At 73.7% G+C, this 24,893-nt stretch carries 20 protein-coding genes and 1 riboswitch; of the genes, 8 read left to right on the top strand and 12 right to left on the bottom strand.

What is annotated here, in order from left to right; translation table 11 throughout:
- Nucleotides 1–55 precede the first annotated feature (55 nt).
- On the bottom strand, nt 56–1,339 hold the full coding sequence (locus G7063_RS13705) for an adenylosuccinate synthase (protein WP_166414889.1): 1,284 nt from the start codon (nt 1,337–1,339) through the stop codon (nt 56–58).
- A 154-nt stretch (nt 1,340–1,493) separates the two neighbouring features.
- A complete protein-coding gene (locus tag G7063_RS13710) occupies nt 1,494–1,934 on the bottom strand; it encodes a DUF3151 domain-containing protein (RefSeq protein WP_206188159.1) in 441 nt (146 codons plus the stop codon).
- Between the two features lie 52 nt (nt 1,935–1,986).
- On the opposite strand from G7063_RS13710, the gene G7063_RS13715 reads away from it, so the two are divergent.
- A complete protein-coding gene (locus G7063_RS13715) occupies nt 1,987–3,720 on the top strand; it encodes a sodium:proton antiporter (protein WP_166414890.1) in 1,734 nt (577 codons plus the stop codon).
- 130 nt (nt 3,721–3,850) lie between these two features.
- Nucleotides 3,851–4,186: an STAS domain-containing protein gene (locus tag G7063_RS13720; RefSeq protein WP_166414891.1), complete on the top strand. Its 336-nt coding sequence runs from the start codon at nt 3,851–3,853 to the stop codon at nt 4,184–4,186.
- Nucleotides 4,187–4,221: 35 nt separating this feature from the next.
- Here the strand turns inward: G7063_RS13720 and G7063_RS13725 are convergent, their stop codons facing one another.
- Nucleotides 4,222–6,414 carry a SpoIIE family protein phosphatase gene (locus G7063_RS13725; protein ID WP_240916105.1) on the bottom strand — a complete coding sequence of 731 codons (2,193 nt, stop codon included), beginning with the start codon at nt 6,412–6,414 and terminating at the stop codon, nt 4,222–4,224.
- A 196-nt stretch (nt 6,415–6,610) separates the two neighbouring features.
- On the opposite strand from G7063_RS13725, the gene G7063_RS13730 reads away from it, so the two are divergent.
- Nucleotides 6,611–7,033, top strand: coding sequence for an STAS domain-containing protein (locus G7063_RS13730; protein ID WP_166414893.1), 423 nt, complete (start codon nt 6,611–6,613; stop codon nt 7,031–7,033).
- 7 nt (nt 7,034–7,040) lie between these two features.
- Here the strand turns inward: G7063_RS13730 and G7063_RS13735 are convergent, their stop codons facing one another.
- The 4 genes from G7063_RS13735 to G7063_RS13750 form a co-directional block, all read right to left on the bottom strand.
- Entirely contained in the window at nt 7,041–7,700 is a 660-nt protein-coding gene (locus tag G7063_RS13735; RefSeq protein WP_166414894.1) for a hypothetical protein, read from the bottom strand.
- Between the two features lie 197 nt (nt 7,701–7,897).
- Nucleotides 7,898–8,917 carry a class II fructose-bisphosphate aldolase gene (gene fbaA / locus G7063_RS13740; RefSeq protein WP_166414895.1) on the bottom strand — a complete coding sequence of 340 codons (1,020 nt, stop codon included), beginning with the start codon at nt 8,915–8,917 and terminating at the stop codon, nt 7,898–7,900.
- 152 nt (nt 8,918–9,069) lie between these two features.
- A complete protein-coding gene (locus G7063_RS13745) occupies nt 9,070–10,731 on the bottom strand; it encodes an ABC-F family ATP-binding cassette domain-containing protein (RefSeq protein WP_166414896.1) in 1,662 nt (553 codons plus the stop codon).
- A gap of 182 nt (nt 10,732–10,913) precedes the next feature.
- Nucleotides 10,914–11,558, bottom strand: a complete 645-nt coding sequence (locus tag G7063_RS13750; protein WP_206188282.1) for an RNA methyltransferase — start codon at nt 11,556–11,558, stop codon at nt 10,914–10,916.
- 237 nt (nt 11,559–11,795) lie between these two features.
- Here G7063_RS13750 and G7063_RS13755 point away from each other — a divergent pair, with 237 nt between their 5' ends.
- Nucleotides 11,796–12,602 (top strand): HAD-IIA family hydrolase, encoded by an 807-nt coding sequence (locus G7063_RS13755; RefSeq protein ID WP_255454225.1) that lies wholly within the window; start codon nt 11,796–11,798, stop codon nt 12,600–12,602.
- A gap of 95 nt (nt 12,603–12,697) precedes the next feature.
- Here the strand turns inward: G7063_RS13755 and G7063_RS13760 are convergent, their stop codons facing one another.
- The 5 genes from G7063_RS13760 to G7063_RS13780 all read right to left on the bottom strand — a co-directional run bounded on the left by G7063_RS13760 (nt 12,698) and on the right by G7063_RS13780 (nt 19,263).
- Nucleotides 12,698–15,406 (bottom strand): HtaA domain-containing protein, encoded by a 2,709-nt coding sequence (locus G7063_RS13760; protein WP_166414897.1) that lies wholly within the window; start codon nt 15,404–15,406, stop codon nt 12,698–12,700.
- A 154-nt stretch (nt 15,407–15,560) separates the two neighbouring features.
- On the bottom strand, nt 15,561–17,033 hold the full coding sequence (locus tag G7063_RS13765; RefSeq protein WP_166414898.1) for a hypothetical protein: 1,473 nt from the start codon (nt 17,031–17,033) through the stop codon (nt 15,561–15,563).
- Entirely contained in the window at nt 17,030–17,761 is a 732-nt protein-coding gene (locus G7063_RS13770; RefSeq protein WP_166414899.1) for an ATP-binding cassette domain-containing protein, read from the bottom strand. Before G7063_RS13770 ends, G7063_RS13765 begins: the two co-directional genes overlap by 4 nt.
- Before the next feature lie 24 nt (nt 17,762–17,785).
- On the bottom strand, nt 17,786–18,370 hold the full coding sequence (gene pyrE, locus G7063_RS13775) for an orotate phosphoribosyltransferase (protein WP_166414900.1): 585 nt from the start codon (nt 18,368–18,370) through the stop codon (nt 17,786–17,788).
- Nucleotides 18,371–18,507: 137 nt separating this feature from the next.
- Nucleotides 18,508–19,263, bottom strand: a complete 756-nt coding sequence (locus tag G7063_RS13780) for an SDR family oxidoreductase (protein ID WP_166414901.1) — start codon at nt 19,261–19,263, stop codon at nt 18,508–18,510.
- A 139-nt stretch (nt 19,264–19,402) separates the two neighbouring features.
- Here G7063_RS13780 and G7063_RS13785 point away from each other — a divergent pair, with 139 nt between their 5' ends.
- The 4 genes from G7063_RS13785 (at nt 19,403) to G7063_RS15455 (ending at nt 24,859) form a co-directional block, all read left to right on the top strand.
- Entirely contained in the window at nt 19,403–20,197 is a 795-nt protein-coding gene (locus tag G7063_RS13785; protein WP_166414902.1) for an exodeoxyribonuclease III, read from the top strand.
- Nucleotides 20,194–20,988, top strand: a complete 795-nt coding sequence (locus G7063_RS13790; RefSeq protein WP_166414903.1) for a hypothetical protein — start codon at nt 20,194–20,196, stop codon at nt 20,986–20,988. Before G7063_RS13785 ends, G7063_RS13790 begins: the two co-directional genes overlap by 4 nt.
- Before the next feature lie 244 nt (nt 20,989–21,232).
- Nucleotides 21,233–21,389: riboswitch (cyclic di-AMP (ydaO/yuaA leader) on the top strand.
- Between the two features lies 1 nt (nt 21,390).
- Nucleotides 21,391–22,227 (top strand): C40 family peptidase, encoded by an 837-nt coding sequence (locus G7063_RS13795; protein ID WP_166414904.1) that lies wholly within the window; start codon nt 21,391–21,393, stop codon nt 22,225–22,227.
- Between the two features lie 151 nt (nt 22,228–22,378).
- On the top strand, nt 22,379–24,859 hold the full coding sequence (locus G7063_RS15455; protein WP_304610651.1) for a LuxR C-terminal-related transcriptional regulator: 2,481 nt from the start codon (nt 22,379–22,381) through the stop codon (nt 24,857–24,859).
- The last annotated feature ends 34 nt before the right edge of the window (nt 24,860–24,893 follow it).

Consider the following 24,893-nt stretch of genomic DNA (forward strand, 5'->3'; position numbering starts at 1 on the left):
ATGGTGGGGCTCCGTCTATCTGTCGTCGAGGGGCGCCGCGCACACGCGGCGGGGCTCAGACGAGCGCGTGGCGGACGATCGTCTGCTCACGGTCGGGGCCGACGCCGATGACGCTCATGCGCGAGCCCGACATGCCCTCGAGCGCGAGGACGTACGCCTGGGCGTTCGCGGGCAGGTCCTCGAACGTGCGGGCAGCCGTGATGTCCTCGGTCCAGCCGGGGAAGTACTCGAGGATCGGCTTCGCGTGGTGGAAGTCCGACTGGTCGAGCGGCATCTCGTCGAAGCGCACCCCGTCGACGTCGTACGCGACGCACACGGGGATCTGCTCGAGTCCCGTGAGGACGTCGAGCTTGGTGAGCGCGAAGTCGGTGAGGCCGTTGACGCGCGCCGAGTAGCGCGCGATGACGGCGTCGTACCAGCCGCAGCGACGGGGGCGACCGGTGGTCACGCCGTACTCGCCGCCGGTCGTGCGCAGGTACTCGCCCATCTCGTCGAGGAGCTCGGTCGGGAAGGGGCCCTCGCCGACGCGCGTCGTGTACGCCTTGATGACGCCGACGACGCGGTCGATGCGCGTCGGGCCGATGCCCGAGCCGGTGCACACGCCGCCCGCGGTCGCGTTGGACGACGTGACGAACGGGTAGGTGCCGTGGTCGACGTCGAGCATCGTCGCCTGGCCGCCCTCGAAGAGGACGGTCTTGCCGGCGTCGAGCGCCTGGTTGAGCACGAGCGAGGTGTCCGCGACCATGGGGCGCAGGCGCTCGGCGTAGCCGAGCAGCTCGGCGACGGTCTCGTCGACGGTGATGGCGCGACGGTTGTAGACCTTGACCAGCAGGTGGTTCTTCTGGTCGAGGGAACCCTCGATCTTCTGGCGAAGGATCTTCTCGTCGAAGAGGTCCTGGACGCGGATGCCGACGCGGTTGATCTTGTCCGCGTACGCCGGGCCGATGCCGCGTCCGGTCGTGCCGATGCGACGCTTGCCGAGGAAGCGCTCGGAGACCTTGTCGAGCGTCCGGTGGAACGGCGCGATGACGTGCGCTGCGGACGAGACGAGCAGGCGCGAGACGTCGACGCCGCGCGCGATGAGGTCGTCGAGCTCCTCGAAGAGCACCTCGATGTCGACGACGACGCCGTTGCCGATGACGGGCGTGACGCCCGGCGAGAGGATGCCCGACGGCAGGAGGTGGAGCGCGTACTTCTCGCTCCCGACGACGACCGTGTGGCCGGCGTTGTTGCCACCGTTGAACTTGACGACGTAGTCGACCTGGGAGCCGAGCTGGTCCGTCGCCTTGCCCTTGCCCTCGTCGCCCCACTGGGCTCCGACGACCACGATCGCTGGCATGTGGATCACCGCTTCCGAAGCTGTCCTCGTGACGGCGGGGCGGCTGCGCCTCTCACCGGGGACCGGCGACAGCAGCCGGGATCCCACGCGAGTCTACCGGAACGCACCCGCCACGGGCCCTGCCCACAGGTCCCGGTCCGGAGCCCGGACGCGGTCAGCGCGTCGCGTCGACGGCCGCCGCGTCCGTGCCGCAGTCGCCGAGGAATCCTGCGCAGCGCTCCGCCTCGTCGTCCTCGCCGATCGCGGCGGCGGCGCGGGCGAGCGCGAGGAGGGCCCGCAGGAACCCCTGGTTGGGCTCGTGGTCGACGGGCACCTCGCCCGTGCCGCGCCATCCGGCGCGCCGCAGCGCGTCGAGGCCACGGTGGTAGCCGGTGCGGGCGTAGGCGTACGACGCGACGGCGTCCTCCGCGAGGCTCGCCTCGGCGAGCAGCGCCCAGGCGAGGGACGACGACGGCACTGCGCGCGCGGCCTCGCGGGCCGGCGAGCCCGCGGCGAGCATCTCGCGCGCGGCCCGGTCAGGGCCGTCGGCGGGCAGGTGCGTGACGATCCGGCCGAGCTCGATGCGCTCGAGGCGAGGGCCCGTGGGTGAGGTCATGGCGTCATCGTGCCACGGGCGCATCACGGCGCCGGCGTCGTAGGGTCGACGGATGGAGCTTGCGCTGCTCGGAGTGGTCGCCGTCCTCGTCATCGTCGCGGTCGCTGGTGTCGCGCCCCGGATCGGTGTGGCAGCACCCGTCATCCTCGTCCTGCTCGGGACGATCGGCGGCTACCTGCCCGGCGTCGAACCGGTGGTCGTCGACCCGGAGATCGTCCTCATGGTCGTGCTGCCGCCGATCCTCTACGCCGCGGCGGTCAACGTGCCGCTCATGGACTTCCGGCGCAACTTCCGGGCGATCACGGGCCTGTCCGTCGTGCTCGTCGTGCTCTCGGCGGTCGTCGTCGGGCTCGTCCTGCGGCTCCTCCTGCCGGACCTGTCGTTCGCCGCGGCGATCGCGCTCGGCGCGGTCGTCGCGCCGCCCGACGCGGTCGCGGCGACCGCCGTCGGCAAGAAGCTCGGTCTGCCGCACCGGCTCGTCACGGTCCTCGAGGGTGAGGGGCTCGTCAACGACGCGACCGCTCTCGTCCTCCTGCGCTCCGCGGTCGCGGCGACGGCAGCGACAGCGGCGTCCGTCGAGGTCGCCGACGTCGCCGTCGACTTCGTGCGCGCCGTCGCGATCGCCCTCGTCATCGGCGCCGCCGTCGGGCTCGCGGCGGTCTTCGTGCGCGGCCGCATGTCGGACCCCGTGCTCTCGACCGCGATCTCGTTCGCGGTGCCGTTCGTCGCGTTCATCCCCGCGGAGCATCTCCACGCGTCGGGCGTGCTCGCGGTCGTCGTCGCGGGCCTGCTCACCGGCCACCTCGCACCCAAGCACCTCTCGCCCGCCGACCGCATCTCCGAGCGCACCAACTGGCGCACCGCGCAGATGCTCCTCGAGAACGGGGTGTTCCTGCTCGTCGGGCTCGAGCTTCACGGGATCGTCGACCAGGTCGCCGACGACGACCTCTCGGTGGGCCAGGCCGTCGCGATCGGCGTGCTCGTCGCGGCGGTCCTCACCGTCGTCCGCGCGGGCTTCGTCGTGCCGCTCGTCGCGAGCCTGCGCCGCGAGCGCAGACGCGCCGTCGTGCGGGCCGCGCACCTCGACTCCGTCCTCTCCCGCATCGAGGAGGCCAGGACGGTGCTCCCGCCCGAGATCCTCGAGGACCCGCGCTTCCGCGAGCGGGGTCGCCGCGTGACGCGCAAGATCCGGCGGCGGCGCGCGGACCTCGGCTCGCTCCAGGCCGACGGGCTCGGCTGGCGCGGCGGCGCCGTCCTCGCGTGGTCCGGCATGCGCGGCGTGGTGACGGTCGCGGCCGCGCAGACCCTCCCTGCGGACCTGCCGTACCGGCCGCAGCTCGTGCTCATCGCGCTCACGGTCGCGATCGTCACGCTCGTCGTCCAGGGCGGGACGCTGCCGTGGGTGATCCGCATCGTCGGGGTGCAGGGCACCGACGAGGACGTCGAGCGCGAGCAGCTCGCGACGCTCGTCGGCGAGATCACCTCGGCGGGCGTCGCGTGCCTCGAGAACCCCTCGTTGCGCCGCAGCGACGGCAGCGAGTTCCCTCCCGAGACGCTCGAGGGTGTGCGCGACGCCATCCGGCGGACGGCGAGCCTCCTCACGGTGCACGGCGCCGAGGACGGACAGGGCCCCGCGAGCGACCATCACGCGCTGCGCCGCCGCGCGATCGAGGCGGAGCGGGCGGCGCTCGCCGACGCGCGGACGTCGGGCGCGCACCCGAGCCACGTCGTCGACCACGTCGAGCACCTGCTCGACCTCGAGGAGGCGCGGCTCGACCTCGCGTGAGCCCGTCGCGCCCCACGCATCAGCGGCGCGGGGCGCGCCGACGGTGCGGCGCGCGCGCACGGTAGGTACGCTCGTCGCACGTCCCACCCGGACCCCTCCCCGCCCGCACGACGACGAAGGACAGGCCCCGATGATCCAGATCGCCACGTCGCCCGCCACGACGACGTTGACGATCACGGGCGACCTCGACCTTGCCGAGCGCGACCAGTTCCCCGAGATCACCGCACGCGTCGTCGGCCTGCGCCGCCAGCTGCTCGTCCTCGACATGTGCGGCGTGACGTTCATGGACTCGACCGGCGCGGCGTTCCTCATCGCCCTCGCGGACGCGGGACGCCGCCGCGGCGGCGCGACAGTCCTGCGCGGCTGCGACGAGCGCGACCTCTTCGTGCTCGAGGTGTGCGGGGCGCTCGACCTCTTCCGGGTCGACGCCGAGCATGCGTGCTCGCACGACGAGGCCTCGGCCTGAGCATGTCCCGCTGACGCGGGCCCTGCCCGTCCTGGTCAGCGCGCCCGCAGGCGCGCCCACACGATCTTGCCGTCGTTCGCGGCGCGCCAGCCCCAGTCGGCGAGCCTGTCGACGATCTGTACGCCATAGCCGCCCACACCGTGCGCGTGCCCGTCGAGCTTGACGGGCGGCGCCGGGTTGGCGTCCTCGACCTCGATGCGCAGGCCGTCGCCCGTGTCGAAGAGCCGCAGCTCGACGGTCCCCCAGCCGTGGAGGACGGCGTTCGCGACGAGCTCCGAGACGACGAGCTCGGCGTCGGCGACCTCCGCGATCCCCCACGCCTCGCACGTCCGCAGCACCGCGTGGCGCGACCGGGCGATCGCCGCGGGGTCCGACGGCATCGACCAGCGCCGCGAGCGCGGGCCCGCGGCGGTCCCCGTCGTCGGGGCGCCTTCCTGCGGGACGCGGACGACGACGACCGCGACGTCGTCCTCGGGCGAGTCGGCGAGCGCCGCGAGCAGCTCCTCACCGATGCCGGCAGCATCCTGCGCCTGCGTGCGCGCGGCCGCCGCGAGCAGCGCCTCGAGGCCCGCGCGCAACGGGCGCGCGCGCCGCTCGATGAGGCCGTCCGTGTAAAGGACGAGCGTGTCCCCCGGGACGAGCACGGCGCGGCCGCCCGTCCGGGCGCGTCGGCCGAAGCCGATGAGCGCGCCCGCTCCCTGTGCGAGCTGCGTCGCCTGCCCGTCACGCACGAGCACCGCCGGCAGGTGCCCGGCCCGCGCGTACTCGAAGACCCACGTGCCCGGGGAGCCCACGCGCGGCATGAGCGTGCCGTAGACGGCGCTCGCCGCGCGCGGCGCACGCATGCCGCGCATGAGCTGGTCGGTGCGGTCGAGCACGGACGCGGGCGAGCCGCCCTCGAACGCGTACGCGCGCACGACCGAGCGGAGCTGGCCCATGAGCGCGGCGGCCTCGACGTCGTGCCCGACGACGTCGCCGACGACGACGCCGGCGACGCCCGGCGCGACCTCGAGGACGTCGTACCAGTCGCCGCCCACCTGGGCGTGCGCGACCGACGGCGCGTAGTACGTCCACAGGTCGAGCCCGTCGATCTCGACCTGCCGCGGCAGGAGCGATCGCTGCATGGTCTCGGCGAGCTCGTGCTCGCGCGCGTAGAGGCGCGCGTTGTCGAGGGCGAGGCCGACCCGTCGCACGACGACGCCGAGAACCTGCTCGAGCTCGTCGGCGAGCTGCGGCACGCCCCCTGACTCGCTCACCGCGTGCACGAGCAGGGCGAGGACCGAGCGCGAGCCGAGGACCCCGACGACCCGGACGCGGGGCGAGAGCAGCGCCAGCCCCGGCTCCGCCGCGAGCACCTGGCCCTGGACGAGCGCGGCCGCGCTCTCGTCGGGGTGGACGAGCGTGAGGTCGAGGATCGCCTCGGACTGCAGGCCGCCGAGCACCCGGTCGATCTCGTACGCGCCCGTGGGGTCGCCCGGCGAGACGCGGCGCAACGTGCGACGCCGCGCCGCATCGCGGCGCAGGCCGTCCGCCCTGCCCGGGTCGTGCCCGACGAGCCGCAGCCCGCCCTCGACGAGGAACGCCCCGGCCCACTGCACGAGCGCGGGCGCGAGGAGCGCGGTCACCTGCGTGAGGGCCTCGTCCGGGTCAGGCTCGGAGAGCAGGTCGGACACGCGTGAGAGGAGCGCGAGGTGCAGGCGCGCCCGGCGCTCGGCCCGCATGGCGTCCCGCAGGTGGACGTTGCGCTCGACGGTTCCGGTGACGTCGGAGAACGACGCGATCCACATCTCGGCCGGGCCGCCGTCGGCCTCGTCCTCCGTCGGGACGACGGACGCGACCGCGTCGGCCGGGACCGCCGTGAGGGAGAGCGCGAGCCACACCGACGCGCCGTCAGGGCGCCGGAACGGGAGGGTGATCGACGCCGTGCGACCCGCACGGACCTCGGTCGCGAGGGACGCGACGCCGACCTCCGACCACTGGTCGGAGTAGAAGAGGCGGGGCTCGAGCCCGACGACCTCGTGCGCCGCGTAGCCCGTGATCCGCGAGAAGACGTCGTTGACCCAGAGCATGCGGACGACGCCGTCACGCACCCCGAGCGTCGTGAGGCCGACGCCGACGTGCTGCGCGGCGAGGCCCGGCAGGAGGTCGAGCGCGTCGTCCGGCACGGGGGCCTGCACGGGGGCGGCGGCGGGCACGGCGTTGCCGGGCACGCCCTCACGTCCGCCCACGTCGTTGCTCCGTCCCGTCCCTGTCGTCCTGTCCTCGCAGGGTACTTGGCCCGGCGCTGCCTCGCCCGGACCGGCCGGTCCGTCCTGCGGGGAAAGCACCCGGTGACCGCCGGAACGCTCCAGCCCGCGACGCAGCGACCGCGACGTGCGAGGATTCGACGCAGGACCGCCCACCCGAGGACGTGAGGAGCACGCAGTGCGCGACGAGAACGCCGCCGAGGAGACCGCACCGGCCCAGGACGAGCCGGGGACCCTCCATGTCCTCGTGGGCGCGAACCGCACGCGCATCGTCCTCTCGGGTGAGATCGACGCGAACCTCGCGCAGGAGTTCAGCGACGCGATGGCCGACGCGCAGGAGATCGACCTGCCCGTCGAGGTCGACGCGCACCACGTGACGTTCATGGACTCCTCGGGCGTCGCGTTCCTCGCGCGCCTCGCCGCGCAGACGCCCCAGAAGGTGCGCGTGCTGCGCGCGCCGCAGACCATGCGCTTCCTCCTCGAGGTCACGCGCGTCGGCGAGCTCGTCGAGATCCTCGACGAGGACCCGGGCTTCGAGTTCGCGCCCATCGACGAGTTCACGATCGAGCGGCTGCCCGGCCAGATCAACCCGCCCCGCTGACGGAGGGCTACCCGGGGAAGACCTCGCGCGCCTCGGCGAGCGTCCCGCGCAGGACGTACCCGCCCGGGTTCGTCGCGAGCGGCGCGAGGGCGCCGTCCGCCCCGACGGTGAAGACCGACTGCCCCGAGCTCACGAGCTCCAGCCTGCCGCCCTCACGGGCGGTCGTGACGAGCAGGTACTCCCGGCCGACGCTCAGCTGCTCGATCCCCAGGACGACATAGCTCACCCCGTCGTGCGTGCCGCCGATCTGCTGGACCGTCACAGTGTCCCCGACCCCGACATCACCCTGCAGCACCTCGGTGACCTCGAGGGAGTGCGTCGTCGCGACGTACCCGTCGTTCCTTGCGAGGTACGCGTCGATCTCATCCTCCGACAGCCCTGCCAGCGGGTTGAGCTGCGGGTCGTCGCTCGAGGTGTCCAGCACGAGCCGTTCGAATCCGGTCTCCGAGGACCGCACGATGCCGCGGACGACCGTGTCAGCGACCTCGTCGAGCTCGCGGGCCGTCAGGTAGACGGGGTAGTCGGCCGCCATCACCACCGTCTCCGTCGCCCGGGCGCCGCCGCCGGGCGCGTCGTCGGGCGCCGAGCCGCAGGCTGCCAGCGCGCCCAGCGTCAGAAGAGCCAGTGCGGGCATGCCCGCCCGGGGGCGGATGTGCTGCAGCGTCATGGGGCACCTCGTCGCGTCGGCGGTCGGCGGTAGCGGGGCGCGGGGCTCTCGCCCCACCTGCCCGGTCTCGTCCGTTCACCCCGTCTGTGTGGCGGGCCGGGCCACGCTTGCGCGTCCGCGGACGCACGAAGGCCCCCACCCCGGAGGGTGGGAGCCTTCGTCGCTAGCAGGCGCCCGTCAGGGCGTGCTCGTCAGCGTCAGAGCTTCTGACCGGCCGAGCGGAGCTGCTGGGCGGCCTCGACGATGCGCGCGGCCATGCCTGCCTCGGCGAGCTTGCCCCAGGCGCGCGGGTCGTACGCCTTCTTGTTGCCGACCTCGCCGTCCACCTTGAGGACGCCGTCGTAGTTGCGGAAGAAGTGGTCCGCGACGGGACGCGAGAACGCGTACTGCGTGTCCGTGTCGACGTTCATCTTGATGACGCCGTTGTCGACAGCCTCGGCGATCTCCGCGGCGGTCGAGCCCGAGCCACCGTGGAAGACGAGGTCGAACGGGTTCTCCTTGCCGATGACCGCGGCGACGCCGTCCTGGATCTCCTTGAGGAGGGCCGGACGGAGCTTGACGGCACCGGACTTGTAGACGCCGTGGACGTTGCCGAACGTGAGGGCCGTGAGGTAGCGGCCCTTCTCGCCCGTGCCGAGGGCCTTGACCGTCGCGAGACCGTCCTCGACCGTCGTGTAGAGCTTCTCGTTGATCTCGGCCTCGTGGCCGTCCTCCTCGCCACCGACGACGCCGACCTCGATCTCGAGGATCGTGCGCGCGGCCTGCGAGAGCGCGAGGAGCTCCTCGGCGATGACGAGGTTCTCCGCGAGCGGGACCGTCGAGCCGTCGAACATGTGCGACTGGAACGTCGGGTTCTTGCCGGCCTTGACCTGCTCCGCCTCGATGGCGAGGAGCGGGCGGACCCACGAGTCGAGGTTCGCGGCCGTGCAGTGGTCCGTGTGGAGGGCGATCGTCACGCCGTAGCCCTTGGCGACCTCGGTCGCGTACGCGGCGAGCGCGAGCGAGCCGGCGACGCGGTCCTTGATCGTCGAGCCGGACGCGTACTCCGCGCCACCGACCGACACCTGGATGATGCCGTCGCTCTCGGCCTCGGCGAAGCCCTGGATGGCGGCCGTGACGGTCTGCGAGGACGTGATGTTGACGGCGGGGTAGGCGAACTTGCCAGCCTTCGCCCGGTCGATCATCTCGGCGTAGACCTCGGGGGTTGCGATGGCCATGAAGACTCTCCTGGTGAGCGTGGGGTTTCTACGGAACTTCCGGGGGATAGTTTCTCACGTTCCCTGCCGGGCGGGGGTGGGCCGTTCGGCCTGCGGTCGTCCGACGTCCGTCCAGAGGATGAACAGCTCGTCCGGGGGCCGGGACGCGCTGCTCAGGACTCCGTGAGCCGTCCTGCGTCGAGCGTCCACCTGCGCGTCACCCTCACCGCGTCGAGCATCCGACGGTCGTGCGTGACCAGCAGGAACGTGCCCGTGTACTCCTCGAGCGCCTCCTCGAGCTGCTCGATCGCGGGCAGGTCGAGGTGGTTCGTCGGCTCGTCGAGCACGAGCAGGTTGACGCCGCGCGCCTGCAGGAGCGCGAGCGACGCGCGCGTCCGCTCCCCCGGCGACAGCGACGCGAGGGGCCGCAGCACGTGGTCGGCACGCAGCCCGAACTTCGCGAGCAGCGTGCGGGCCTCGGCCGGCGCCATGTCGGGGACCTGCGCGCCGAACGCGTCGAGCAGGCCCTGCCCGGGCTCGGCCGCGAGCGCGGCGCGCGCCTGGTCGACCTCTCCGATCGCGACCGACGAGCCGAGGCTCGCAGCCCCGGCCGCGAGCTCGGCGCGGCCGAGCAGCGCCGCGAGCAACGTCGTCTTGCCCGAGCCGTTCGCGCCCGTGATCGCGACGCGGTCACCCGCGTCGAGCTGCAGGTCGACGGGCCCGAGCGTGAACGCGGGCCCGGCCGGGGTCTCGCCACGGTGGACGACGGCGCCGCGCAGCGTCGCGACGACGCTCGACGAGCGCGGAGCTGCCGCGATCGAGTAGCGCAGCTCCCATTCCTTGCGGGGCTCGGCGACCTCCTCGAGCCGCTCGATCATGCGTGCCGTCTGGCGCGCCTTGGCCGCCTGCTTCTCCGAGCCCTCACGGTGCGCGTGCTTGATGTGCTTGTCCGGGTCCGTGGACTTCTTCACCGCGTCGCGCACGCCCTTGGCGAGCCACTGCCGCTGCATCTGCGCCCGTGACTCGAGCGCGCCACGACGGTCCGCGTACTCCTCGTAGGCCTCGCGCGCGTGGCGGCGGGCCGTCGCCCGCTCCTCGAGGTACGCCTCGTAGCCGCCCGCATACACGCCGACCTGCTGCTGCGCGAGGTCGAGCTCGACGACGCGCGTCACGCAGCGTGCGAGGAACTCACGGTCGTGCGACACGACGACGACGCCCGCACGCTGCTCGGCGACGAACCGCTCGAGGCGGGCGAGCCCGTCGAGGTCGAGGTCGTTCGTCGGCTCGTCGAGCAGGAGCACGTCGAAGCGCGACAGGAGGAGCGCCGCGAGGCCGAGACGTGCAGCCTGCCCGCCCGAGAGCCCGACGACCGGGTGGTCGACGTCAACGTCGAGCCCGAGGTCGGCGAGGACGGCTCCCGTGCGGTCCTCGAGGTCGGCCGCGCCGAGGGCGAGCCAGCGCTCGAGGGCGTCGGCGTACGCGTCGTCGGAGCCCGGGGTGCCCGCGGCGAGCGCGTCGGTCGTCGCGTCGAGCGCGGACTGCGCGTCCGCGACGCCCGTGCGGCGCGCGAGGTATGCGCCGACCGTCTCGTCGGGCAGGCGCTCGACCTCCTGCGCCAGGTGCCCGACGACGGCGCCGGGAGGGCTGAGCGTCACCGCGCCCTCTGCCGGCTCGTCGGAGCCGGCGAGGATCCGCAGGAGCGTCGACTTGCCGGCGCCGTTGGCCCCGACGAGGCCGACGACGTCACCCGGCGCGACGACGAGGTCGAGGCCGCTGAAGAGGGTGCGGTCGGCGTGCCCGGCGGCGAGCCCCTTGACGACGAGAGTGGCAGTCACGAGGACCATCCTCCCCTGCGGCCGTCACTGCCTGTGCCCTCGATAGCCGATCCGTGCACCTCACACGTACGGATCCGCTATCCGGCGACTGCAGCACGCCCCACACAGCTGTCGATAGCCCATCCGTGCACCTCACATGAATGGATCCGCTATCGAGCGACGGAGGGAAGGGAGGGACTGGATCAGGGCAGCGTCGCGTGCTGGCGGACCCACGTGTGCATCGCGATCGCCGCCGCCGCACCCGCGTTGAGCGAGCGCGTCGAACCGAACTGCGCGATGTGCAGGACCGTCGAGCACGCCGCGAGCGCCTCCGGGGTGAGCCCAGCACCCTCCTGTCCGAGCAGCATGAGGCACCGCTCCGGAAGCTCGGCCGTCTCGACCGGCACCGACCCCGGCACGTTGTCGATCCCCACGACGGGCAGGCCCTCGGCGCGCGCCCACGCGAGCAGGTCCGCGACGCTCGCGTGGTGACGCAGGTGCTGGTAGCGGTCCGTCACCATCGCGCCCCGACGGTTCCAGCGGCGCCGCCCGACGACGTGCACCTCGGCGACGAGGAACGCGTTGGCCGTCCGCACGACCGACCCGATGTTGAGGTCGTGGTGCCAGTTCTCGATCGCGACGTGCAGGGGGTGGCGGCGCGTGTCGAGGTCCGCGACGACGGCCTCGAGGCTCCAGTAGCGGTACGCGTCGACGACGTTGCGCCGGTCGCCGTCGCGCAGCAGCTCGGGGTCGAAGCGCGGGTCGAGCGCGCCACCCGGCAGCCGCGGCCACGCCGCCTCGCCGCCGGGCCAGGGACCGACCCCCACCTCGCGCTCCTCCCCAGGCAGGGTGCGCTCGACGTCGGAGGTCGCGTCGGGGCCGTCGGCGGCAGGCGCGCCGACGACGGGGACGTCGGGCCGGGTCTCGTCGGGCGACGCGTCGGCACGGGCGTCGTCGGGCACGGAAGGGCGGGGCACGCGACCATCGTCGCGCACCGACGCGGCCCGGCCGGGCCGCGGCCGCCCCACGGACACCCCGCGCCCCTAGGCTGGGACCAGTTTCCGCACCCGTCCCGAGGAGGACCCGTGACCCACGACGACCGGCCCGAGCACGCCCACGACGAGCACCGCATCGACTGCTGGCTCACCGACATGGACGGCGTGCTCGTCCACGAGAACGAGGCGCTGCCGGGCGCCGCGGAGTTCATCCGGACGCTGCGCGACAAGGACCGCCCCTTCCTCGTCCTCACGAACAACTCGATCTTCACCGACCGCGACCTGCGCGCACGCCTCGCCGCGAGCGGCATCGACGTGCCGATCGAGTCGATCTGGACGTCGGCCCTCGCGACCGCGACGTTCCTGCGCACGCAGTCGCCCGGCGGCAGCGCGTACGTCATCGGCGAGGCCGGGCTCACGACGGCCCTCTACGAGGCCGGCTACACGCTCACCGACAAGGACCCCGACTACGTCGTCCTCGGCGAGACCCGCACGTACTCGTTCGAGGCCATCACGACGGCCGTCCGCCTCATCCTCGGCGGCGCTCGCTTCATCGCGACGAACCCCGACGTCACGGGCCCGAGCGGCGACGGCCCGCTGCCCGCGACCGGCGCGGTCGCCGCGATGATCACCAAGGCGACCGGCCGCGAGCCGTACTTCGTCGGCAAGCCCAACCCCATGATGTTCCGCTCGGCGCTCAACCGGATCGACGCGCACTCGCGCGTCACCGCGATGATCGGCGACCGCATGGACACGGACATCGTCGCGGGCATCGAGGCCGGCCTCGAGACGTTCCTCGTGCTCACGGGCTCGACGTCGGCCGAGGAGGTCGAGACGTACCCGTTCCGACCCAGCCGCGTCGTCGCCGGCATCGGGGACCTCATCCCGCTCATCTGAGGCGTTCCCGGGGATCGGCCCGGGACCCGGTTCGGTCCGGGTACGACGACGGGGGCCGTGCACGCGACGCGTGCACGGCCCCCGTCGTCCTGCGGTCAGACCTCGAGCCGCGCCCGACGACGCTGCAGCGCGACGAGCCCGAGACCGAGCACGACGAGCGCCGCTGCCGCACCGCCGAGGCCGGCGGCCTCCGCACCCGTGGTCGGCAGCGTGCCCGAGTCCGGCGTGCAGTCGGTCTCCGCGCCGAGCGGCAGCGTGAACGACACGGGCGCGAGCTGCTCGCCCGTCGTGTAGAAGCCGGAGAACGCCTTCGCGCCGGCCGCCGTGAGCGTCGCGGGCACGCCGCTGTACGCGACCTTGCCACCGCTCGTGCCGCCGTGGCCGGCGAGCGCGAGCGTCGCGAAGGTGATGCCCGTGTAGGCGAAGTCCTCACCCTCGAGCGTCACGCCCGAGACGTCGAGCACGAGCTGGCCCGTCGACCCGGTGACGACGACGTGCGGGTTCGCGAACCGCACCTCGAGCTTGCCGTCGTGGCCCGTCGTCGTCACGGAGCCGGAGAACCGGGCCGTGCCGCGGACATCGGTCGCGTTGAAGGTTCCCGAGCCGCCCGACCACGTGAAGGTCGAGCCCGAGCGGCGCGCGCCCGACGTCGCGATCGAGCCCTGCGCGATGGAGCCCTCGATGTAGCTGACGAACGAGTCCTTGATGGACCAGGAGAGCGTCGCGCCAGAGACGACCCGCGCCGTGCACGAGGGAGCGTCCGACGTCGTCGCGGTGTCCGACGGCTCCGCGGTCGACCCGTCGGACGGCGTCGTCGTCGGCTCCGAGGCCCCGACGACGCTGAACGTGCGCGTCACCGTGCCCTCGACACCGGCAGCAGTGAGGACGAACGTGTGCTTGCCCTTCGGGAAGTCCGCGGGGACCTTGAAGGTGTACGTCACGGAGCCCGTCGCCGACGCCCGGCGAGAACCGAGGCTGACAGGGTCGGAGTGCACCTCGGCGGACGTGCTCGCACGCGAGGGGAGGCCCGTCGTCGTGAACGACACCGTTCCACCGCGGGCGACGTCGGTGCCCTCGACATCGCCACCGAGGGAGACTGCCGGCGCAGGAGCCTCGGTCGGCTCACCCGTGCCGGGCTCACCGGTCCCAGGCCCGTCGGTGCCCGGCTCGTCGCACACCTTCGTGACCGTGAGGGTCGCACTCACGGGCTCGAGCGCATCCCCGGCCTCGTAGAAGCCCGCGAAGGCGGGAACGCCGGTTGCCGCGAGCGTCACGGGAGCGTTGACGATGCGGGTCGTCTCACCCGACGTCGACACGGCTCCACGGAGGTCGACCGTGCCGATGACGACATCGTCGAGCACCTGCGCGGGATTGCCGAGGTACGCCTTGATGTCGGCGTCGATGCGGATCTCGGCCTTCGTCGCGGAGACGACGACGAGGCGCACGTCGGTGAACGTCATGTCGAGCTCGTCGTGGTGCCCGGTGAAGCGCAGGGAGCCCGGGAAGGCAACCGTGCCCTTGCCTGCGGCGTACGTTCCGGTGCCCTTCGACCACACGAAGCGGCCGTCCTCGAGCGCGACGCCCGTGCGGGCGACCTTGCCGCCCGCGATCGGACCCGTGAGGTAGTCGACGAAGGACTTCTTGACGCCCCACGCGAGGGTCGAGGACGCGACCGAGTCGTCGGCGACGCAGACGGGGTCCGTGGTCGGCGTCGGGTTCGGCGTCGGCTCGGGGGTCGGCGTCGGGGTCGGCTCGGAGGTCGGCGTCGGCTCGGAGGTCGGCGTCGGCGTCGGCTCGGGGCTCGTGCCGAACGTCAGCGGCGTGTACGTCTCGAACGGCTCGTGCTTAGCACCACCACCGGGATACGTGTACACACCCCAGTTGCCCGTCGCTTCCTGGAGCTTCTGCGACTGGGCGAGCGTCAGCTCGGTCTCGAACGTGCCGTCCGCACGCAGCTCGATCGCACCACGTGCAGCACCACCGATCACCGCCATGTCCTCAGCAAGCACAGCCCACTTCGTGTCACCCGCGACACGCGCGTCTGAGGCAACATTCGCCGACGGCTTCCACACATCAGCGAACCGACCGAAGGCCACGTAGACACCGGTGAACTTGCCCGCCAGCGGCGGACGCGTCCCCGTCGTCGCCGCACCAGCAGGCAGGAAGCCCGAGCCACGGACCGTCACGGTCTCACCATCGGTCAGACCCGTGGTCTTGGAGACCGTCACCGTCGGGGCCACCACAGGATCAGCGAACGTCAGCGGCGTGTACGTCTCGAACGGCTCGTGCTTAGCACCACCACCGGGGTACGTGTACACACCCCAGTTGCCCGTCGCTTCCTGGAGCTTCTGCGACTGGGCGAGCGTCAGCTCGGTCTCGAACGTGCCGTCCGCACGCAGCTCGATCGCACCACGTGCAGCACCACCGATCACCGCCATGTCCTCAGCAAGCACAGCCCACTTCGTGTCACCCGCGACACGCGCGTCTGAGGCAACATTCGCCGACGGCTTCCACACATCAGCGAACCGACCGAAGGCCACGTAGACACCGGTGAACTTGCCCGCCAGCGGCGGACGCGTCCCCGTCGTCGCCGCACCAGCAGGCAGGAAGCCCGAGCCACGGACCGTCACGGTCTCACCATCGGTCAGACCCGTGGTCTTGGAGACCGTCACCGTCGGGCCGGCCGGCTCGACGGACGGCTCGGCGGACGCCGGGGCGGCGAGGCCGACGACCGCGGCTGTCAGCGCCACAGCGAGGGCTGCGAGGGCCGCGACGGCGGACCTTGCTCGGGCAGGAAGCAGCACGTGGGCTCCTCAGGTCGGGGGCTCCCTCGTCCGGGGATCGGCGAGGCGAGGAGGTGAGGCTACCCTCACCAAGGCGAGCCTCACCTTACGCATGGGACCTTGGTCCGTCGAGTCTTCTGACACTGCGTCATCACAGTGTGAGACGGCGACGCTTTCAGCGCCTGAGCCACCGACGGCCGAGGACCGCCGCGACGAGCGCTGCGACGAGGCCGAGACCCCCACGCCCGTCGGCCGCGAACCCGCCCGCGACGCCCGCCGCGAGCACGAGCAGCGGCCCGTCGGCGAGCCACACAGCCCGGCCTGCAGCCGACATGTCACCCATCGGTGTGACGATCGGCACGAGCATCTCGACAGGCATGACGCCCTTGAGGACGTCGGCGAGACGCACCGCGACGACAACGCCTGACAGGGCCGCGGCGAGCCCCACCGGGGCGCCCGCCAGAGCAGCACCCATGACCGCGAGCCCGACCCCCGCGAACGCCGGCCACACCGCGTGGAGCCCCCGCAGCGCGGGTCTCGACAGCCCGTACTGCCCCGAGCCCTCCCCGAGCGCAGCCGCGTGCCGCAGCCCGTCGCACAGCACCGACACACCCGCGTAGGCGAGGATTGCGGCGAGGACCGGCCCGACCGAGAGCGTCGTCCCGGGCAGCTCCGCCCCGACGACGGCTCCCGCAACGACGAGCGCGACGACGCCGCCGAGCAGCCGGGCCGGTGTCCGCAGCGAGCCGACGACGTCGCCGACGACGACCGCCGCCGGCCCCGACACGTGCCCGACAGCCGTGAGCCGCCGCCCCGCGCTCGGCAGGGCGCGGTAGACCTCGCCCGACGCCTGGAGGTCCATCGCGTCGACGAGGGCCTGGGCGCGCTGGGCGCGCACGGCCTGGCCGACGATCCGCGAGGTCGCGAGCCGCTCGAGCCCTCTGAGCAGCGGAGCGACCATGCCGAGCGCGAGGACGACGCCGACGACGGTCCCGCCCCGGTGGACGGACGCGCCGGGCCACGTCGCGCCGACGAGCGCCCACGGCGCCCAGGTCCACGCCCCCGCGACGGCGAGGGCAGCCCCTGCGCCGAGCACACCGACGACGGCTGCGAACGCCCGCCCCGGGAGCACCTGACCCGCGAGCCAGGCCCCCGCCGTGACGAGCCCCGCGACCGCTCCGGCCGCGACGACCAGGCCCGCGTCTCCCGGCGTCGCGACCCCAAGATCGACGAGCGCGATGACGGGAAGCGCCGGGACGAGCGCCCCGACCGCGACGAGCGCCAGGGTCGCCCGCAGGACAGGCCCGCCGAAGGATCGCGTGCGCGGCACGTCCGCGTCGCCGAGCACCGCGGCGAGGAACGGAGGCCGGGACGCAGGCCCACGCTCGCGCCCGACGACGAGCGCGGCGAGCCACACGAGCGCCGTCGCCGCAGCCCACGTCGACGGCACCGACGGGTCCACGAGAACCGCACGCCCTCCCGCACCGGTCGCGAGAAGCCACGCGGCCCGCACCCCGGGCCCGAGGAGGATGAGCGCGGAGAGGGCCACGATGTAGACGAGGTACGCGAGGTCGCCGAGCGCCCGCGGGGCACGCGCCGCCCACACGGCGAGTGCGCCGCGCACGCCGGTCGCGTCGGTGGCGATCACGCGTCCGGGTGGCCGTCAGCGGAGGCGTCGGGCGTATCGTCCTCGAGAACGTCGTCGTCGGGCACGTCGTCCGCCGCCCCCGGCCCGGCCGGGACGAGGCGCAGCGTCGGCCCGCCGAGCGCGGCCTCGAGCGCGTCGGAGTGCGTCGCGACGAGCAACGTCGTGCCCGCGGCACGACGTTCCGCAAGGAGCTCGGCGACGGTCGCGACGCGGTCGGCGTCGAGCCGCTGCTCCGGCTCGTCGAGCAGGAGCAGCGCGGACGGGCGCGCGAGGACGACGGCGAGCGCGGCGAGCTGCGTCTGGCCCGAGGAGAGCTCGTGAGGGAACCGCGCGGCGAGCGCGCCGACGCCGAGCCGTTCGAGAAGCTCCGCCGCGAGCGTGCGCGCAGCGCGCACCGGGGTGCCCCACGTCGTCGCGACGAGCGCGACGTGCTCGGCGAGCGTGAGGTCGCGCGCAGGGACGGGAGACTCCACGGTCCCCGCGACGAGCCGCCGGAACGCCCGCCGCCGCGGGTCGGGAGCGCGGCCGTCGACGGTTGCCGTGCCCGTCGTCGGCGTACGGACCCCGGCGACGACGCGCAGGAGAGTCGACTTGCCCGAGCCGTTGGGCCCCCGCACGACGAGCGTGCCGCCCGCGGGGACGGCGACGCTCGTCGGGGCGAGCAGCGTCGTGCCGTCGAGCACGACGCTCACCGCGTCGAGCGCGACGGCGACGCCGGCTCCGGTCATGTCGTCAGGCTCGCTCGGGATCGCTCAGGCGAGGCCGAGGTCGTCGAGCCCGTAGAGGTAGAGGTAGCTGAGGCCCTCGGCCTCGATCTTCTCGCGCGCGCCCGTGTTGCGGTCGACGATGACGGCGACGCCGACGACGTCCGCGCCGGCCTCGCGCAGCGCCTCGACGGCGGTGAGCACGGAGCCGCCCGTCGTCGAGGTGTCCTCGACCGCGACGACCTTGCGGCCCGCGACGTCGGGGCCCTCGATGCGGCGCTGCATGCCGTGCGCCTTGCCCTCCTTGCGGACGACGAACGCGTCGAGGTCCTGCCCGCGCGACGCTGCCGCGTGCAGCAGCGCGCCCGCGACCGGGTCTGCGCCGAGCGTGAGTCCGCCGACCGCGTCGATCTCGGCGGGGCCGAGGCCTGCCTCCTCGAGCGCGTCGAGCAGCACGTGCCCGACGAGCGGCGCAGCACGGTGGTGGAGCGTCACGCGGCGCAGGTCGACGTAGTAGTCGGCCTCCTTGCCGGACGCGAGGGTCACCTTGCCGTGGACGACGGCAAGCTCCTTGACGAGGTCGCGGAGCTGCTCGCGCGGGGACGGGGACAGGACGGCGTCGTAGTCGGTCACAGGCCCAACCTTAACGATCCCCGGCGCCCGCCGCCGGAGCGTCCCGCGAGACAGCGCTCGACGGGCGGGACGGCGCGTGAGGCACGCTGTCCCGTCCGAGGGTCGCTATCTCGTGGGCTCGGAGACTGGCTCCGTCGTCACAGCCCCGCGCGCTTCGTCAACGTCCGCATCGCGCCGCGCGGGAGGTGGCGGGCGACCGTCGTCGCGACGCGGTAGCGCGCTGACGGGACGGAGACGACGGCGCCGCGGCGCACGTCCGCGAGCGCGACGCGGACGACGTCGGCGCGGTCGAGCCAGAACCAGCCCGGGCCGAGCCGCCTGAAGCCGGCGCGCTCGTGGAACTCGGTGCGGGTGAGGCCCGGGCACAGCGCGGTCGCGGTGACGCCCGTGCCCCCGAGCTCGACGGCGAGGCCCTCGGTGAAGGCCAGCACCCAGGCCTTCGCGGCGGAGTACGTGCCGCTCACGGTGTGCGCGGCGACCGACGAGACGTTGAGGATCGCGCCGCGGCCGCGGTCCTTCATCGCGCGCGCGGCCGCGTACGAGAGAGCCTGGACGCTGCGGACCATGACCTCGAGCAGGGCGTCCTGCGCGTCGAGGTCGGAGCGCGTGAAGCGCTGGTGGACCGTGTAGCCGGCGTTGTTGACGAGGAGGCCGACGGGGCGCTCGTCGGCCTCGAGCCTCGCGGCGACGCGCGCGACGTCCTCGCGGACGGAAAGGTCTGCGGGGAGCACCTCGACGTGGACGCCGGCGGCGGCGCGCAGGCGCACCGCGAGCGCCTCGAGCCGGGCCGCGTCGCGTGCGACGAGGACGAGGTCGTGCCGCGCGGTCGCGAGCTGCCACGCGAACTCCTCGCCGAGGCCCGCGCTCGCCCCGGTCACCAGTGCCGTTCCCATGCGCCCACCCTACGAGGCACTCCCTCCCCCACCCGACTCGTAGGTCTGGAGCACCATTCGATGGTGCTCCAGACCTCCGGGTCGCGGAAGCGCGGGGACGGAGCCGGTGCCGGGCGGGCGAAACGGATAGCCTCGGGGTATGCGCATCGCGACGTGGAACATCAACTCGATCCGGGCGCGCGCCGACCGCGCGCTGGCCTTCCTCGAGCGCGAGGACGTCGACGTCCTCGCGCTGCAGGAGACCAAGTGCAAGGACGCGCAGTTCCCGCGCGAGGCCTTCGAGGCCGCGGGCTACGAGATCGCGACGTTCGGCTTCTCGCAGTGGAACGGTGTCGCGATCCTCTCGCGCGTCGGCCTCGAGGACGTCACGGCGGGTTTCGACGGCCAGCCCGAGTTCGGCGAGACGCCCGCTGTCGAGGCGCGCGCGCTCGGTGCGACGTGCGGCGGCGTGCGCGTGTGGAGCCTCTACGTGCCGCACGGCCGCGCGCTCGACAACCCGCACTACCCCTACAAGCTCGCGTGGCTCGCGCGCCTGCGCGAGCTCGCCGGCACGTGGGGCGACGCCGGGGAGAAGGTCGCGCTCGTGGGCGACTGGAACGTCGTGCCGCTCGACTCGGACGTGTGGGACGTCGCGGCCTTCGAGGGTCAGACGCACGTCTCGGAGCCGGAGCGCGAGGCCTTCCGCGCGTTCGCGGAGGCCGGGTACACGGAGGTCTCGCGGCAGTTCCTGCCCGACGAGCACCGCTACACGTACTGGGACTACCAGCAGCTGCGCTTCCCCCGGAACGAGGGCATGCGCATCGACTTCGCGTACACCTCCCCCGCGCTCACGCCTCTCGTCACGGATGTGCGCATCGACCGCGACGAACGTCGTGGCAAGGGCGCGTCGGACCACGTGCCCGTCATCGTCGACGTCGACACGTCGACGTCGTGAGCACGCCCGTCCCCCCGCCGCCGGACGCGGAACCGCAGCGCGAGCCCACGCCGCTCTTCGCGGCGCCCGACGGTCCCCCGCCGGCCTCCCCGGACCCGTGGTCGCTGCCCGTGCCGGCGGCGGCGCCACCCGTCGTGCCGGAGTCGCAGCGGCTCGTCGGCTACGCGACCGAGCAGCACCTCGGCGGTGCCTGGGACCCGCGCGCGCTCAGCGCGCTCGCACCGGCAGCGCCGCTCGCGCCGCGTGACGGTCTGGCCGTGCCGGCGTTCGTCCTCGCATGGCTCGTCGCGCCCGTGGGCGTCGTGCTCGGCGTCGTCGCGGCGGTCCGCGCGCGCCGCACCGGGCGGCGCGGGGTCGGCCTCGCCGCAGCGGCCGTCGTCGTCGGGCTCGCCGTGAGCATCGTCGTCCCGACGCTCGTGGCGCCGTCGTCGGAGGCCTGGGCCCGGGCCGTCGGCGCGACCGGTTCCCTCGGTGAGGTGCGGGGTGCGACGGACGCGTACGCGCGCCAGCTTCGCGAGGGAAGCTGCCTCGCGGACATGCCGACGGGCAGCACGCGGCGCGTGACGGTCGTGCCGTGCGACAGCGCGCACGCCGCACGCGTCGTCGCCGTCGTGCCGCTGCGCGGGGACTCGTGGCCTGGCGAGGCTGAGGTGCTGCGGTCAGTCACGGACAGGTGTCGCGTCACGGCGCCCGCGGGGGCTGACGTCGTCGCGCTCACGCCGTCGGCCGCGGGGTGGCGCGCGGGCGACAGGAACGGTCTGTGCCTCGCGGGCACGACCCCAGGCGCGTGAAGATCCCGTGAAGGTGTGTGGCCCGGGACACTGGTCCTATTGCCCTGCCGTCGCACGGGGTGACCTGCGGGCCGACCCCCAGAACCGCAGAGAACCGGGGCGGAAGAGGATGTGAAGGGCGTGCGCAACGTCGTGACACGACCGTGACACAGGGCCGACGCCCGACCTAGCGTCGTGGACACCCGCCACCACCTTCCCGGTGGCCAGGTGCCGCCCCGGACGCCGAGCGCTGCCGCCGGGAACGGCTCATCCAGACCCCACGGCAGCGACGGGGGACCCACCTTCGGCCACACGCACCACGTGGCCTCGGGGTGAAGCCGCCGGACGTCGAGAACGTCCAGCGGCCGGGCAGAACCTCAGCCCGAACCCGACAGCTCACCTCGCAGGCGTCGAGAGGTTCACATGACTCCCCGCACGACGGACGTCGTGCACGGGACCGCGCCCTCAGGCGGCCCGTCCACGTCCACCCCCACCCGCTCACGCAGCGCCCGCCGGACCGTCGCGACCCTCGTCGCAACCCTCGGGATCGGGCTCGTCCCCGCCGTCGGCACCGCCACGGCCCACGCCGAACCAGCCGCTCAGAGCGCCTCCGCGGACAACAGCACGCGGCTCAGCGTCACGCGCTCCGCCACCACGACCTACGAGGGCCGCAAGGGCTCCAAGCTGTCGATCCGCCTGCGCAACGCCGACGAGCCGGTCGACGGCCGCGTGAAGGTCTACGACGGCAAGAAGCTCCTGCGCACCCTCACCGCGTCCGACCGCAACGACGACGGCCGCCTCAACCTCAGCTACCGCCTGCCGAAGAGCCTCAAGGTCGGCAAGCACACGATCACGCTGAAGTTCCTGCCCGCAGCCTCCACCGACGCGTCGTCCGCCAAGCGCACGACGAAGGTCCGGGTCCGCTCCGAGGGCGAGCTCATCGTCCGCACCGCGAAGCGCTACATCGGCACCCCGTACCGCTACGGCGGCACGACGCCCCGCGGCTTCGACTGCTCCGGCTTCACGAGCTACGTCTACAAGAAGGCCGGCGTCGCGAAGCTCCCGCGGTCGTCGTCCGCCCAGCGCGGCTCCGGCAAGGTCGTCGCACGCAAGAACGCCCGTCCCGGAGACCTCATCTGGACCCGCGGCCACGTCGCGATCTACGTCGGCAACGGCAAGCAGATCGATGCGCCACGCCCCGGCAAGAGCATCAAGGTGCGCGACATCTGGCAGTCGAACCCCACGTTCCTGCGCGTCTGACGCCACAGTCCCGCGGACGCCCGCCTTCCCCCGGGGCGGGCGTCCGTGCGTTCGCACACCGGTCCCGAGGTGCGAAGACGACGATGTCCTGCCAAGGTGTCCTCGACAGGGACGACGAGGTTCCTTCGCAGGTCACGGACGTGGAGGCATCGTGGACAATTCCTCCGTGCTCGGTTATCGGAGCACAGCACCCGAGACGCACGCGGCGAGCGGCGCCGTTCGTCTGGCACAGCACGACGCGGAGATCCGTGTCGCTGCGGCCGCCCTCTCCCGCGGTCACGGCGGCGTCGTCTGGACGGGCGACCCCGGCTCGGGTCGCTCGACCCTCCTCGATGTCGTCGCCGAGGCCCTCACCCACGCGTCCGCGGCCGACGGCACGCGGCTCCGCCGTGTCATCGTGCCGCGCACGCTCACCGAGATCGACGAACGGGCGCTCCAGGCCGACGACGGCGCCCGCCTGCTCATCCTCGCGGACGACCTCGACCACCTCGCCCTCGGAGTCCGCTCCTTCCTCCTCGACGCAGCGACACGTCCCGGGACGCCGTGGGTGCTGCTCGCGACACGCACGTCCGGTCCCGTCGCCGACGCCTCGCCCCTCCCGCACCCGCTCGTCGAGCGTCGGGTGCCGGTGCTGTCCGCGTCCGACGCGCTCCTCGTGCTCGCCGAGCACGACGTCGTCGCCGCGCCCCACGTCGTCGCGAGCCTCGTACGCACGTCGTCGGGCAACCCGTCCGCGCTCCTGCAGACCGTGCCGTCGCTGACGGCCGAGCAGCTCGGCGGTACGAGCCTCCTGCCCGACCCCATGCCCGTGCCGCCCGCGACCGAGCGGCTCGTCGGGGCTCGCCTCATCGACCTCTCCGCGGTCGAGCACCGTTTCCTGCTCATCTCAGCCGTCGCCGTCGTCGATCGCACCGACGTGCTCGTCCGTGCCGCCGGCACGGACGCCGCGACGATCGCGTCGTGGCCGGCCGCCGCGCTCCTCAACCTCGCGGGCGGCCGCTGCCGCATCCTCGAGCCCGGCGTGCGCGCCCTCGTCCATGCGCGGGCCACGCTCGCCGAACGCACCGACGCGCACCTCTCCCTCGCGAGCGCGCTCGCCGCGTCCGACATGCTCGCGGCCGACTGGCACCGGAGCCTCGGCACGCTCGCGGGCGACGGCACGCACGCCGAGGGGCTCCTGCGGATCGCCGAGCAGCTCCTCGCGCGCGGCGACTGCCTGCACGCCGTCCGCGTCGCCCGGGAGGCCCTCAGCCAGGGCGTCGACGCCGCCGAGCCCTACGGGCACGCCGTCGCAGGCGCCGCCGCGCTCGGCGCGGGCCTCGTCCACGACGCCGTCCACCACCTGCGCCGCGCCGCGCACCCGACGATCGACGTCGACGTCCTCGCCGGGCACGCCCTGCGGCTCATCGCGCAGCGCACCGAGCGGACGACCGACTGGGGCATCGCCCCGCTCGCCGCGACCCACCTGTGCCCCGCGGACGAGGCCGCGCTGCGCGCGACCGACGACGCCCTGCGCGAGGCCCTCACGGGGTCCGCCGAGGACGCCCGGTACACGCTGCAGACCTTTGCGACGTCGATGCTCGAGCCCGTCCAGGAGCACATCTGGCGCACCGACCCGCAGCCGCGCCCGTCGCCGCTCGCGCAGTCCCACGTCCGCGTCGCGCAGGCGCTGCTCGACGTCCTCGAGGCCCGGTTCGACCTCGCGGCGGACCTCGTCGACGAGCACGCCCGCGCTCTGCCCGTCCCGCTCGTCCTCGGGTCGCTCGCGACCGCGCTCGCCGGGCGGCTCGTCGCGCTGGGCGCGGCCGCGCCCCGGGGCATCGTCGGCGCTGTCGCCCGGCACCCCGTCCCGTCGTCGGCGCTCCTGCGCATCGCGGCGCTCGAGGACCGGGCGCTCGCGTCCTTCGCCGAGGGTGCCGCGGCCGAGGCCGCGGCGCTCCTCGAGCTCGCTGCGGAGCAGCGCCGTCGGGCGGCGGGACCCGCGCACGACCTCGTCCTGCCCGGCCTCGCCCCCGCCGAGGCGTGGGCCGAGACAGGTCGCGCCGACCACAGCCTCCCCGACGCGCTCGCCGCCGGCACCGGCCCGGCCTCACGCATCCTCGCGGACCGCTCGCAGGTCGCGCTCACCGGACTCACGATGGTCGGGCCCGACGGCCGCACGGGCGTCGCCGACCTCCGCGGGGCGACCGACTGGGACGTCGCGATGGTCGAGCTGTCCGTCGGCCGGGCGTTCGCCCGCTCCGGCGAGCCGCACCGCGCGCACACGCACGTCCTCGCCGCGGCCGAGCTGCTCGACCTCGCCGGCGCGCGACGAACGGCCGACGCCGCCCGGCAGCGGCTCTCGACCCTCACGACCGCGATCCTCGCGCCGCCGCCCGGCCCGGCCCCGTCGGCCGTGTCGCCGGCCTCACCCGCCGCGGGGGTGCCACGGGGCATCGCTCGCTGGCGCACCTTCCTCACGGAGCGTGAGCTCGAGGTCGCCCAGCTCGTCGCGCAGGGTGCCTCGAACCGCGAGATCGCCGAGTCGCTCTACCTCTCCGTCCGCACGGTCGAGGTGTACCTCGGGCGGGCCTTCCGCAAGCTCGGGGTGACGACGCGCGTCGAGCTCGCGGTGCGCGCGCACGAGGACTGAGCGCTGCCGAAGGCACCAGCCTCACAGGGCCGGA

This window comes from Sanguibacter sp. HDW7, from assembly GCF_011300875.1.
Classification (GTDB): domain Bacteria; phylum Actinomycetota; class Actinomycetes; order Actinomycetales; family Cellulomonadaceae; genus Flavimobilis.